This window comes from Bradyrhizobium sp. 23AC (assembly GCF_054863025.1).
Genome location: NZ_JAVAYN010000001.1, coordinates 193,583 through 206,708, shown reverse-complemented (window position 1 = coordinate 206,708; position 13,126 = coordinate 193,583). Strand labels below are relative to the sequence as shown.

Annotated in this window: 8 protein-coding genes; 3 read left to right on the top strand and 5 right to left on the bottom strand. The window is 63.0% G+C overall.

Annotated features, from left to right (window positions below):
* Window positions 1-4: 4 nt before the first annotated feature.
* From RAD10_RS00935 to RAD10_RS00925, 3 genes are all read left to right on the top strand, one after another.
* A complete protein-coding gene (locus tag RAD10_RS00935) occupies window positions 5-2,743 on the top strand; it encodes an ATP-dependent Clp protease ATP-binding subunit (protein WP_461615956.1) in 2,739 nt (912 codons plus the stop codon).
* A 36-nt stretch (window positions 2,744-2,779) separates the two neighbouring features.
* Window positions 2,780-2,983, top strand: a complete 204-nt coding sequence (locus RAD10_RS00930) for a hypothetical protein (RefSeq protein WP_091955718.1) — start codon at window positions 2,780-2,782, stop codon at window positions 2,981-2,983.
* Between the two features lie 309 nt (window positions 2,984-3,292).
* On the top strand, window positions 3,293-3,805 hold the full coding sequence (locus RAD10_RS00925) for a phosphate-starvation-inducible PsiE family protein (RefSeq protein ID WP_091955721.1): 513 nt from the start codon (window positions 3,293-3,295) through the stop codon (window positions 3,803-3,805).
* Between the two features lie 122 nt (window positions 3,806-3,927).
* Here RAD10_RS00925 and ftsH read toward each other — a convergent pair whose 3' ends face one another.
* From ftsH to RAD10_RS00900, 5 genes are all read right to left on the bottom strand, one after another.
* Window positions 3,928-5,769 carry an ATP-dependent zinc metalloprotease FtsH gene (gene ftsH, locus RAD10_RS00920; RefSeq protein ID WP_461615955.1) on the bottom strand — a complete coding sequence of 614 codons (1,842 nt, stop codon included), beginning with the start codon at window positions 5,767-5,769 and terminating at the stop codon, window positions 3,928-3,930.
* A 23-nt stretch (window positions 5,770-5,792) separates the two neighbouring features.
* A complete protein-coding gene (locus tag RAD10_RS00915) occupies window positions 5,793-6,230 on the bottom strand; it encodes an NADH dehydrogenase ubiquinone Fe-S protein 4 (RefSeq protein WP_461615954.1) in 438 nt (145 codons plus the stop codon).
* A 63-nt stretch (window positions 6,231-6,293) separates the two neighbouring features.
* Window positions 6,294-6,782, bottom strand: coding sequence for an Hsp20/alpha crystallin family protein (locus RAD10_RS00910; RefSeq protein ID WP_091955725.1), 489 nt, complete (start codon window positions 6,780-6,782; stop codon window positions 6,294-6,296).
* A gap of 106 nt (window positions 6,783-6,888) precedes the next feature.
* Window positions 6,889-7,338 (bottom strand): Hsp20 family protein, encoded by a 450-nt coding sequence (locus tag RAD10_RS00905; protein ID WP_104465882.1) that lies wholly within the window; start codon window positions 7,336-7,338, stop codon window positions 6,889-6,891.
* 620 nt (window positions 7,339-7,958) lie between these two features.
* Entirely contained in the window at window positions 7,959-12,788 is a 4,830-nt protein-coding gene (locus RAD10_RS00900) for an NAD-glutamate dehydrogenase (protein WP_461615953.1), read from the bottom strand.
* Window positions 12,789-13,126 lie beyond the last annotated feature (338 nt).

The window sequence follows — 13,126 nt, the reverse complement described above, 5'->3', positions numbered from 1 at the left end:
ACCCATGGCTAAGCTGTGTGATATCTGCGGTGTCCGTCCGGCAAGTGTGCGCGCCCGGGTAACGACCGGCGACGGGCAAAGCCAGACACTCGACCTGTGCGAGATCGACTATCGCCGCTTGGCGCGGCAGCAGCGTCCGAGCTCTCGCTTGGAGTCGTTGTTCGGGGGACGCGGGAGCCTGCTCGACGACTTCTTCGGCGATGACTTCTTTGGCGGGACCCCGTTCGGCGATCGAGCGGGGCCGACCGGCCAGTCCATCCCGATCGGATCGAGCCGCGGGCGTCGGACCGGCGATGCAGAGGAGCGCCTGAGCGAACACGCCAAGGAGCTGTTGCAGGTGGCGGCGCGCCGCGCCGTCGACTTCGGACGGCGGGAGGTTGACACTGAACATCTGCTTTTGGCACTCAGCGAGAGCGACGTCGTCCGCACGGTGCTCGGCCAATTCAATATCTCCGTCGACGAACTGCGCCGACAGGTCGAACAGGACGCGCCGCGCGGCGACACCAAGCCAGACGAAAGCGCCGAAATCGGTGTCACGCCGCGCCTGAAGAGCGTTCTCGGTCACGCTTTCAACGCCTCCCACGATCTCGGCCATTCCTATGTCGGCCCCGAGCACTTCCTGATCGGCCTCGCCGAGGAGGAGGAAGGCATTGCCGGCGAAGTGCTGCGCCGCTACGGGCTCACGCCGCAGGCGATCAGGCAGCAAATCGTCAAGGTAGTCGGGCGTGGAGCCGAGACAGGTCAGGTCGAAACGCCCACCAATACGCCGACCCTCGACAAATACTCCCGCGATCTGACGAAGCTCGCGCGCGAAGGAAAGCTCGACCCCGTGATTGGGCGCGCCCACGAGATCGAGACCACAATCGAGGTGCTCGCGCGGCGCAAGAAGAACAACCCCGTGCTGATCGGCGAGCCCGGCGTCGGGAAAACGGCAATCGTCGAGGGGCTGGCACAGCGCATCGTTGCGGGAGAAGTGCCGGAGACGCTGCGAGACAAGCGTCTTGTGGAACTGAGCATCAATTCCCTGGTGGCGGGCTCGAAATACCGCGGCGAATTCGAGGAACGCGTTCAGCAGGTGCTCATGGAGGTGACGGAGCGCCAGGACCAGCAGATCCTGTTCATCGACGAGATTCACACCATAGTCGGGGCCGGCCAGGGTGGCGGCGAAGGCGGGCTCGATGTCGCCAATGTGTTCAAGCCGGCGCTTGCGCGGGGCGAGCTCAATCTCATTGGCGCCACCACGTTGAACGAATATCAGAAGCATGTTGAGAAGGATGCCGCACTGGAACGCCGGTTCCAGCCCATCTTTGTCCCGGAACCAAGTGTTGCGCAGACCATCATGATCCTGCGCGGCCTGCGCGACACGCTGGAGGCGCATCACAAGGTGACTATCACGGACGAAGCGATCATCGCGGCCGCGGAACTCTCGGATCGCTACGTCACCGGCCGTTTCTTGCCCGACAAGGCGATCGATCTGATCGACCAGTCCGCCGCACGGGTGAAGATCTCCGCGACCGCGCGGCCGGTCGACGTACAGGAACTGGAGGCGGAAACGCGGCAGCTCAAGCGTGAGCAGGACTACGCCACCTCGCGCAAGCAGTTCGACCGCGCCGCCGAGATTCAGAGACAGCACGAGGCCAAGAGCAATGAATTGCAGCAGGCGAACGAGCGTTGGCGCCGCAGCCGGGGCTCCGGAACCGCCGAGGTGCGCAGCGAGCATATCGCGCAGGTGGTCTCCAAGCTCACCGGCATTCCCGTCAGCGAGCTGACAACCGAGGAACGCGAGCGGCTGGTCAAGCTCGAGGAGCGGCTGCACCAGCGTGTGATCGGACAGGATGAGGCGGTCAAAGCCGTGAGCGACGCCGTGCGGCTCGCCCGCGCAGGCTTGCGCGAGGGTCGCCGGCCGATCGCCACCTTCCTGTTCCTGGGTCCGACGGGTGTCGGCAAGACCGAACTCGCCAAGGCACTGGCGGAGGCGGTGTATGGCGACGAGGATGCCATCGTGCGGCTCGACATGTCGGAATACATGGAGCGGCACACCGTCGCCCGGCTGATTGGCGCTCCGCCGGGCTATGTGGGCTATGAGGAAGGCGGGCAGCTCACCGAACGCGTGCGCCGGCGGCCCTACAGCGTGGTGCTTCTCGACGAAATCGAGAAGGCCCATCCGGATGTCTACAATGCTCTCTTGCAGGTATTCGATGATGGCCGGCTGACCGATGGCAAAGGCCGCGTCGTCGACTTCACCAATACGATCATCATCGCGACGAGCAATCTCGGTGCCGAGATCATCCAGCGGCAGCTGCGCATGGGAGAGAGGGACGCGGACGACCAGGCGAAGCTGCGGCGCGAGCTGATGGATATCTTGCGCGGGCATTTCCGGCCGGAGTTCCTCAACCGCATCGACGAGATCATTGTCTTCCATGCGCTCGATCGCGAACAGATCCGCAGCATCGTCGATCTGCAGCTTGAGCGCGTGAAGCGGACCGCGCACGGGCAGGGCGTCACGCTTGAGATCGATGACTCGCTGATCGAGCACGTTGCCGCCGCGGGCTTCCGACCGGAGTATGGCGCCCGCGAATTGCGTCGGCTAATCCGCTCCGAACTGGAAACCGAGCTGGCCCGTGCGCTGCTCGCCAACGATGTGCACGAGGGTGACATGGTCCTGGCACGGTGGGACGGCATTCGGCAGGCGGTTGTGCTGGAGCGACGTGCGACGTCGGAGCGGGGCAAGGCGGCCGCTTGAGCGACAGCGTGCCCAGAGCTTGGAAGGGAACGACCTATGGACGTTCAGTTGGGATCTCGGAGACGAGCCGATCTCGAACGCACCGACCAACCCGCTCGCGAGGATGACGAGACCAGGCGAGGGGACGATCGGCGGACGGAACAGAAAGAGATCCCGACGCTCGATTCGGTCGAAGAGGCGAGCATCGAATCCCTTCCGGCGAGCGATCCTCCGGCCTGGACCGGCGTGATCGTTCGCTGAAGGGTGGAGTCAGCCCGCTCTTGCCCGGCAGCGCAAGCCACGTGCCGATCCCCGCTCGGCGAGTACCCGCAGTCTCGCTTCAAGGTTTAAGCAAGAGCCGATCGCGGAGATCGACGACCGGACACCGATTCTGGCTGATCTCGGACGCAAAGCGACCGCGCAAGTGAAGCAAGCGCACGGGTTTCGAAGATGGCCAAGGACCCTGGCTTCCCGTCGATAGGAAGATGCCAAGGGAGATGCTCAAGTTGAGGGGCCGGCGCCGAGTCGTCAGTCGTCGTCTTGGAGCATGAAGGGGAGAGGAGGCGCCTAATGTCGCTGAGAGAGGTGTTCGCTGCCGCGCGTGCGGAATGGACATTGATGACATTCTATCAGAGATTCGAGCACCTCGTGATCCTCGTGCTGACGGGGCTGATCGCTATTGTCGTCGTGTTTGCGGTGTGGAATTTGACGCTGAAGATTCTGATCAGCATCCTGTTGACGAGTTCGTTCGATCCGACCGACTATTCGATTTTCCAGGCGATATTCGGAACGATCCTCACGGTCATCATTGCCCTGGAATTCAAGCGATCGCTATTGGTCGTGGCGGAACGACGCGAAGGTGTTGTGCAAGTCCGCACCGTCATTCTCATTGCTCTTTTGGCCATCGTCCGAAAGATGATTATTATCGATCTCGCGAGCACTGATGCGACGCACCTCTTTGCGCTTGCTGTATCGATTCTGGCACTCGGTGGCGTCTATTGGCTTGTCCGAGATCAGGACAGACGCGAAGATATTTATCAGCGAGAACGCAATCGCCCTTTGCCTCCACGCGCGCAAGGCTAATGGAGGAGTAGCTGGGCGAGGGGAAGCTACGAGCTTGGTCGTATCGGGCAGCCATCTGCAACGACGAACCCCAGCCTCTCCGGCCCGGCGACTGCCATTTGCGTCGCCGACGCGGACTAGGCTCACACTGCTCGCAAGGTCTCCTTCGGCGTTTCGCGGATCAGCGCGTCGAGATCGCTCTGCTCAAGCGTCTCCTTCTCGAGTAGCTTCTTCGCGGCCCGATCGAGGATCGCACGCCGCGCGTTCAGGATGCCCTGGGTACGCTGGAACACGCGCTCGACGATCGCGCGTACCTCGTGATCGACGGCTGCCGCGGTCTCTTCCGCATAGTCGCGCTCGCGCACGGGATAGGCCCGGTCGGCGCTGGCCAGCAAGCTGCCGGGCTCGTGATCATAGGCGACGCTGCCGAGCTTTTCCGACATGCCGTAGCGCGTTACCATGCTGCGCGCGATGTCAGTGACGCGGCGGAGGTCGGCTGCGGCACCGGTCGAGAGATGGCCGAATACGATCAATTCGGCCGCGCGGCCGCCAAGCAGCACCGCCATCTTGTTCTCCAGCTCCTCTTTGGTCATCAGGAAACGGTCCTCGATCGGGCGCTGGATGGTGTAGCCGAGCGCGCCGACGCCGCGCGGAATGATCGACACCTTGTGCACGGGATCGACGCCCGGCAGTGACAGCGCCACCAGCGCATGCCCCATCTCGTGATGGGCCACGATCTCACGCTCCCTGGCATTGAGCAGGCGGTTGCGCTTTTCCAGTCCCGCGACGATGCGTTCCACCGCGTTGCTGAAATCGGTCATTGCGACCGCCTCGGCGCCGCGTCGGGTCGCCAGCAGCGCCGCTTCGTTGACGAGGTTGGCAAGGTCGGCTCCGGTAAACCCGGGCGTCAGAGATGCGACCGCTTCGGCATCGACGTCCGGGGCCAGCTGCACCTTCTTCATGTGCACCTTGAGGATTTCGATGCGCCCCTTCTTGTCGGGTCGGTCGACCAGCACCTGACGGTCGAAGCGGCCGGCGCGCAACAGCGCGGGATCCAGGATTTCCGGCCGGTTCGTGGCCGCGAGAATGACGAGGCCGGAACGCGAGTCGAAGCCATCGAGTTCGACCAGCAGCTGATTGAGTGTCTGCTCCTTCTCGTCGTGTCCGCCGGCGAACGGGCCGATGCCGCGTGCCCGGCCGAGCGCGTCGAGTTCGTCGATGAAGATGATGGCGGGGGCTTTTTCGCGTGCCTGCTGGAACAGGTCGCGCACCCTTGCCGCGCCGACGCCCACGAACATCTCGACGAATTCCGATCCGGAGATCGAGAAGAACGGAACCTTGGCTTGGCCGGCGACGGCCTTGGCCAGCAGCGTCTTGCCGGTTCCCGGCGGTCCCACCAGCAGAACGCCCTTCGGCATGCGTCCGCCAAGCCGGCCATATTCCTTTGGATTCCTGAGGAAGTCGACGATTTCGCACAGTTCGTCCTTCGCCTCATCGACGCCGGCGACGTCGGCGAAGGTCACGCCCGTATCCGACTCGACATAGATCTTGGCCTTGCTCTTGCCGATCGCCATCAACCCGCCGCCAAGCCCCTGGCCCTCGGCAACGCGCTTGCCGATGTACCACCACAGCCCGAAGAACAGGAGCACCGGCATCACCCAGGACAGCAAATCGCGCAGGAACGTGCTCTCGATCTGGCCGGTGAATCGGACGCCGTACTTTTCGAGCTCACCGGCGAATTCCGGGTCGACCCGCGTGGTGACGAATTGCTTCTGACCGCCCGGCAGCGGCTCCTTCAGCGTGCCTTGCAGGAAGCGGTCGGAGACGCCGACGCTTTCGATCTTGCTCTCGCGCAGCAGTTGCTTGAACTGGCTGTAGGGAATCGGCGCCACCTGGCTTGCCGTGGCGACGAAGTACTGGATCAGCAGAATGCCGAGCAGGGCGGCGATCGTGTAGCCGATGTTGAAGCGGGTTTTGCTGGTCATCTCAAATCACTCCGGCCAAACATTCACGCCGCCTCTTGCGATCGAGTCGGCGTGGCTGTTGCATCGCGATGCGCCGCTGTGTCGATGGGGCGCTTGGCAGGATCGTGTGGGATCGCCCGAAGTTCTGGATCCCGCCCGGGTGATCCCAGCATGGTATAAGACAGGCCCTGCCGGTTGGCGTAGGCGATCGCCGATTTCGCCGACGGAAACGAGAGTTCGACCTGCGCCAGGGGATCGTCATCCTCGGTCCAGCCCATCAGGGGTTCGATCCGCAGCGGCGAGCGGCGCTCGAATCGCAGCTTCCACTCCTGCCGGCGCAAAGGGGCCGAGGTCATCGGCGAACGAGCCGGTCGGTAGATCAGCGCGTGCGCGTCGCGGGGAAAAATCGATCGGGTGACGGGCCGGGCCGCGTCATGCGACAGCGAGGTTGAGTTCAAAAAGGCTGAATGAAGCACGTTCATCGGAGCCTCCATCGGGTAAAAGGCGGCGGGCGGGAGCAGCGGGCTGCTCCCGCCCAACCAGCCTTAGTTGCTCTTGATCGCAATCTTCTTCACTTTTTCCTTTGCTGTCGGCGACTTCGGAAGCTTGACCGTCAGAACGCCGTTGTGGAACGACGCGTCAACCTTGTCAGTCTCGATTTCGTCGACAGGGATGCGCCGCTCGAAACGCCCGTAATAGCGTTCGCTGAAGCGACGCTCCTTGTCTTCGGTCTCGCTCTTCTTCTCGCCGCTGATGGTCAGCATGCCGTTGGCGAGTTCGACCGCGACGTCCTTCTGCTCGAGACCGGGAAGCTCGGCCGTCACCTTGACTTCCTTGTCGGTCTCGCTCACCTCGACATTCGGCCAGCCCATTGCGTGAGCCGATCCGAACGGGGCGACATCGAAGGACCGAAATGCGTCATCGAAGAGCCGGTTCATTTCGCGGTGCAGTGACAGGAAAGGGTTGCCCTCACCGCGGTAGGAGCCCAACTCACGAGAGCCGTTGTTCCACGGCATGAGATCGCGAAGTGCCATGTCATACTCCTTTCATTTTTTCTCGACTGTTCCATTCCCAAGGCACGCCAAGCCGCGCGCGGCATCGGCCGACGGCCTGCGCTGCCGCAGCTTGACGAGCCAGTCGTCAGGCCGCGCTCTTCTCGATCTTCCGGTTGTCGTTGCCGGCAACGTCGATCGCGATGCGACGCGGTTTCATCGCTTCCGGCAGCTCCCGCACCAGGACGATCCTGAGCATGCCGTTCTCGAAATGCGCATCCTTCACCTGGACGAATTCGGCCAGGTTGAACACGCGGCGGAACGGCCGCAGCGAGATGCCCTGATAAAGATAGTCGTGATCAACCTTGTCGGCCTTGCGGCCTTCCACCGTGAGCATGTTCCGCTCGGCGGTGACGGTGATCTCATCAGGAGCGAAGCCGGCCAGTGCCAGCGAGATTTCGTAACTGTCCTCGCCGATGCGCTTGATGTCATACAGCGGATAGCTATCGCTGTCGTTCATCGCGCCGTTGACCAGGTCGAAAAGGCGGTCGAACCCGACGGTCGAGCGCCAGAGGTCGTTTAGATCATAGGCTCTCATAGCCACATCCTCCTTTGAGCAACATGGATACAAGTACCCCCGGGGAGTTCCCGTTGGCGTTGGCCGGACCCGTATGGCATCCGGCGCCACGTCACCGTGGCGAGGGATGAATTAGAAAGATCGGATTTCGTTTCAAGGGGGCTAAGTGTATTGCGCGGCAAGGACCCTGACCTAAATCCACGCTGCCGCGTTGAGTAAGGAACGAAACCCGGCGCCAGTGCAGTATTTGATCCATAGCCGCTTTTTTTGCGTTTTTTGCGCAGCCAAGGCGACCGCGAGGCGTCACCATGCGCGACGAAGACCTTGACCTCGCCCTTGAATAGACATTCCCGGCAAGCGAAAAGATACTCCCCGGTGAGCGCCATTATGCGCGGCGTCCTTGAATCTTCTGCAACCGCCCTTAGTGGGCCTCCGCTACCGTGCCAAGCGCTCACGCCACCATACTAAGGACAAACAGCGGTTCGTCGTGTCGGTGGTTGCGTATGATTCCCTCCCTGGGCACCAACTCTACGCTTTTCCACGCTGGAGCACGATCTTGTACGATGGCGCCTCGCCAGATGATCGGCTCGTTGGCGTCGACATCACAGACTATCGCTTCGAGTGAGGTCGGCCGTCGGGACTCAGGCCTGGACGAGGTCTCCCAGCAAATTGGCTGCCACCGTCAGCTTGGCGAGCGTCAAGCCGCTGGCCGCGATCTCCTCGACCAAGCGGCGAACGCGCATCGCTTCAGGATGAGCCGCAAGCCAGTCGCCGGTAGCCTGCTGGCCGGATTCGCCGTTTGCCAGCATGTTGGCGACCAGTGCTCTTTCCGCGGCCGCGATCTGGCCAACGGCACGATCGATGGCGAGACGTTCGTAATTATCGTTGGCCGGCACGCTGCGCGCGGCGGCGATGATCCGATCGAGTCTGAATTCGGCCTCGGCGGCGAAGAAGGTCGTGGCGGCGTCACCGATGGCCCGGTTGGTGCGCTCCGCGACGGTGACGATATCCGGTGCGGAGAGGAGCGCATCGAGATCGGCGAGTTCTGCGGCAAGGCCCGCCGGGACACCGGCATCGATCAGATCCTGCCGCCGCCTGGTGCGCCCAGCCTGCGAATCCTGCGGCAGGGTCTTGTCGAGCCCGGCGGCGATCTCTTGGATTCCGGGGCCGAAGCGTGCGATCACGGCGTCCAGACCGGCCTTGAAATCAGCATTGCGCACATACCAGACCATGCGTGAGAGCAGGAGATCCTGGATCGCCGCGTAGAGGCCGAGTTGCAATTGCCCGTCGATGCGGGTGTCGAGTGCATCGATCCCGGCATTGAGCCGCTTGAGGCCGTAGGATTCGTCCACCGCCACGAAGGCCATGACGATGGTGGCGATATCGGCGTCGGTCTCGTCGGTCAGGCGCACGACACAGGCCGGGCCGCCCCGGTTGATCACGGCATTGGCGAGACTGGTGGCGATGATCTCCCGCCGGAGCCGATGCAATTGTACCGCTGTCGGGAATTGCTCCTGCACCTGGCGCGGAAAATATTGGGATAGTTCGCGGGCGAGATAGGGATCGTCAGGTACGCCAGTTGCAAGCAGGTCGTCGTACAGCGTCAGCTTGGCGTAAGCGAGCAGCACGGCAAGCTCGGGCCGCGTCAGGAGCTGGCTGCGTCTCGTACGCTCAGTGATCGCCGCATCGTCGGGCAAGAACTCCACGGCGCGGCTGAGCAGGCCGCGCTGCTCTAGCGACTGCATCAGTCGGGTGAGGAAGCCGATCTCGGCCACCCCTTTCCGTTCGGCCAGCGAAAGCGCCAGCGTCTGAAGATAATTGTTGCGCAGCACCAGCGCGCCGACCTCCTCGGTCATCGCGGCGAGCAGGCTGTTGCGGTCGCCTGGACTGAGGCGCCCCTCGCGCTCGGGGCGCGCCAGCGCGATCTTGATGTTGACCTCGACGTCGGACGTGTTCACGCCGGCCGAATTGTCGATGGCGTCGGTGTTGAGCTTCACGCCCTTCTGCGCCGCCTCGATCCGGCCGCGCTGGGTGACGCCGAGATTGGCGCCTTCGCCGATCACCCGGGCGCGGACATCGGCGCCTGTGATGCGGATCGGATCGTTGGCGCGATCGCCGGCCTGATCATCGCTTTCCGAGGACGAGCGGATATACGTGCCGATGCCGCCAAACCACAGGAGGTCCACGCGGGCCTTGAGGATCGCTGTCATCACCTCGAAAGGCGTGGCCTGCGGCTTGTCGAGATCAAGCAGTGTGCGCACTTCCGGCGCAAGCGGGATCGCCTTGAGCGAGCGCGAGAACACGCCACCGCCTTGCGAGATCAGGGACTTGTCGTAGTCCTGCCAGCTCGATCGCGACAGGCTGAACAGGCGCTTGCGTTCGGCGAGGCTGACCGCCGGATCAGGCGAGGGATCGATGAAGATGTCGCGGTGATCGAACGCCGCGACGAGCTTCGTCGCCGGCGAGAGCAGCATGCCGTTGCCGAAGACATCGCCCGACATATCGCCTACGCCGGCAACCGTGAACGGCTTGGTCTGGATGTCGGTGCCAAGCTCGCGGAAGTGACGCTTGACCGCCTCCCAGGCGCCTCGCGCCGTGATCCCCATCTTCTTGTGGTCATAGCCCTGACTGCCGCCGGAGGCGAAGGCATCGGCGAGCCAATGGTGCTTCTCGGCCGAGATCGCATTAGCGATGTCGGAGAAGGTGGCGGTGCCCTTGTCGGCGGCGACGACCAGGTAGGGGTCGTCGCCGTCATGCCGCACAGTCGAGTCGGGCGGCACGATGGTGTCGCCGTCGAGATTGTCGGTGAGTTCGAGCAGCGTGCGAACGAAGATACGATAGGCTTCGGTGCCTTCCGCCATGAAGTGGTCGCGACTCGAGGGTGACGGCAGGCGCTTGGGCACGAAGCCGCCCTTCGCGCCGACCGGCACGATCACGGCATTCTTCACCTGTTGTGCCTTCACGAGGCCCAGGATCTCGGTACGGAAATCCTGCGGCCGGTCGGACCAGCGCAGACCGCCGCGCGCGACCTTGCCAAAGCGCAGATGAATGCCTTCGACGCGGGGCGAGTAGACGAAAATCTCGTACAGTGGTCGCGGTGCCGGCAGGGCCTCGATCTTGCGGGCGTCGAACTTGAAGGAGATCACCGGATGCGGATGTCCATCCTGACCGACCTGCCACAAATTGGTGCGGATGGTTGCCTGCACGAGATTGGTGAAGCGGCGTAGGATGCGATCTTCATCGAGCGAGGCGACGGATTTGAGCTGCTCCTCGATCTCGGCGACGAGAGCCATCTCGCGCGCCGAGCGCTCCGCAATCGTGAGTCCAAGGCGCGGATCGAGGCGGCCCTGGAACAGGGAGACGATGTTGGCGGTAATCGCGGCGTTCTTGCGCAGGGTCTCCCACATGTAGTCCTGGGTGAACGGAGCACGGATCTGATGGAGGTAGCGCGACAGCGCGCGGATCGTCGATACTTCCCGCCAACTCAGGGCTGTGCGCAGGATCAGTGCGTTGAACCCGTCGGATTCGGCGCGATCGCGGACCACCGCCATGATCGAGGCTTCCAGACGGTGGTTGAATTCACGGCTGATTGCGATCGGCTTGCCGTCGCTGGTCTCGATCGTCATATCGTGCAGCCATACCGGCGCCTGCCTGGTGCGCGGCACGATCTGATAGGTGCGTTCGTTGACCACGTTCAAGCCGTGATTTTCAATCACCGGCACGCGATAGGATAGCGACAGCGGTGCGGCATCCGAGAAGACCTTCAGGCCGAATCGTCTGGGATCGTCGTCCCCCGCGAGGCGGTAAACCGAAATCGTCACCGGTCGGGCTGAGGTGAGCTTTTCGATGGTGGTGATGTCGGCGATCGCCTGTTCGGCGCTGAATATCTCGGTGTAGCCGCCGGAAAAGGCCTGGGCATAGCGGCTTGCGAGCATGCGCGCCCGCATGCCGTCGGCAGACGCTGCGAGCGCGACCTTCAACTTGTCGGCCCAGGTCTCGGCAATGGCGCTGATCCCGGCTTCGAGTGTCTCGCGCTCGACGACCGGGGTCTTACCTTCATATCGCCCGATGATGTAGTGGACGCGCGCCAGTGATCCTTCGGGGAAGGACACGTAGGAGGCTGACAGGGTCCCCTTGTAGACCTGCGAGAGGAAGGCGCCGACGCGCGTGCGCACGTCGGTATCGTATTTGTCGCGCGGAATGAAGCAGAGGATGGAGACGAAGCGATCGAACTTGTCCACGCGTGCCAGCGCCCGGACCCGGGGGCGCTCATAGAGGATCAGGATCTCCATGACGAAATTGTAGAGCGTGTCGACGTCGATCTGGAACAGATCGTCGCGCGGATAATCTTCGAGAATATGCGTCAGCGCCTTGCCCGAATGGCTGTTCGGGTCGAAGCCGGCGCGCTGTAGCACCTGCGCCACCTTGTGGCGGGCGTAAGGGATTTGCTTGACCGATCGGGTATAGGCGCCGGACGTGAACAGACCGACGAGGCGCAATTCTCCTTCGAGCCGGCCGTCGGGGCTATAGAGCTTGATGCCCACATAATCCATCCGGATGCGGCGATGAACGCGGCTGGACACGTTGGCCTTGATCACGATGAGAAGGCTCGGCTCCCGCATGAACTCGCGAATTTCCGACGTCATCACCACCATTTCGCGACCGCGGCGCAGGACCTTCACCTCGGGATCGCGCAGGATGCCGAGGCCCTCGCCGGTCGTGATGTCATCCGACGCATCGCCGTCGGGGGAGAAGCGATATTCGCGCACGCCCAGGAAGGTGAAATTGTCCAGGCATAGCCAATGCAGGAACTGGCTGGCTTCGGCGATCTCGTCGATCGGCAGCGGCGGCGGATTTGTGGAGAAGATCTTGATCGCCTCCTCGATGCGGGCGCGCATGGGCTTCCAGTCGGTGACGCAGGCACGCGCGTCATTCAACGTCATGGTCAACCCATCGACCAGCTTTTGGCGGTCGGCGTCGACGTCCATGCGGGCGATGTGGAGATGGATGAGGCTTTCGCGCGTGCCCCTTGCTCCCGCCGGCAGGGTTTCGCCATGGAAGCGCATCAGCTTGCCTTGCTCGTCGCGCTCCACGGCGATGATCGGATGGGCGACCAGGGCGACCTCGATGCCCTGCTCGGCTAGCTCGGCCAAAGTGGAGTCGAACAGGAAGGGCATGTTGTCGTTGAGAATTTCGAGCACGGAGATCTCGCGGCCATCCGGCATCGTCGGATTGACGATGCGGATATCGGCGTGCCCCGCCGTGCGCCGCTGTACATGTTCCCAGGCCTGCTCGGCCAGGAAGGCCAGCGAAGCGGCGTCGTGGTTGGCGAGATCCTCGCTATTGGTGTGGCCGAACAGGAGTTCGGCAAAAGTCCGGGGCGCGTTGCCTAGCTGCACGTTGGCCGCAGCATTGCGAATCAGGGTCGACCGGGCCTTGTCGTCACGCCACGCTTCCATAACGTCCTCCATCTCTCGCATCGTCCGATCGCAACCGCGATCATCAGTTTGCTTCTGGAGTTCATCGCTTCGAGCGCCGTTATCTTGACCGAGATCCGGCGCCGCGAAATCTGCCCTCGGCACCTCATCTTACCACCCCGGCGGCCAAGGCGCGCGGAGCCGCGGCAAAAAGGCCTGCGACACGGCCGGGTCGCAGATGCCGCGAGAAATCATAAGTGTATTCAATGACATGCGAGTTCGCAGTTTTGTTCGGAGTGGCGCACCATCCCTCTCAGTTTCGGACGCCCCTAGCTTCGCCGCATGCGTTCGCTGTACGCGTAGGGCCACAGCTGATATGCTTTTCGCCATTG

What these genes read in the sequence shown, in the direction of transcription:
- RAD10_RS00935 (WP_461615956.1), top strand. Translation starts at nt 5, where the DNA reads ATGGCTAAGCTGTGTGATATCTGCGGTGTCCGTCCGGCAAGTGTGCGC.
- RAD10_RS00900 (WP_461615953.1), bottom strand. Translation starts at nt 12,788, where the DNA reads ATGGAGGACGTTATGGAAGCGTGGCGTGACGACAAGGCCCGGTCGACC.
- RAD10_RS00905 (WP_104465882.1), bottom strand. Translation starts at nt 7,338, where the DNA reads ATGAGAGCCTATGATCTAAACGACCTCTGGCGCTCGACCGTCGGGTTC.
- RAD10_RS00925 (WP_091955721.1), top strand. Translation starts at nt 3,293, where the DNA reads ATGTCGCTGAGAGAGGTGTTCGCTGCCGCGCGTGCGGAATGGACATTG.
- ftsH (WP_461615955.1), bottom strand. Translation starts at nt 5,769, where the DNA reads ATGACCAGCAAAACCCGCTTCAACATCGGCTACACGATCGCCGCCCTG.
- RAD10_RS00910 (WP_091955725.1), bottom strand. Translation starts at nt 6,782, where the DNA reads ATGGCACTTCGCGATCTCATGCCGTGGAACAACGGCTCTCGTGAGTTG.
- RAD10_RS00930 (WP_091955718.1), top strand. Translation starts at nt 2,780, where the DNA reads ATGGACGTTCAGTTGGGATCTCGGAGACGAGCCGATCTCGAACGCACC.
- RAD10_RS00915 (WP_461615954.1), bottom strand. Translation starts at nt 6,230, where the DNA reads ATGAACGTGCTTCATTCAGCCTTTTTGAACTCAACCTCGCTGTCGCAT.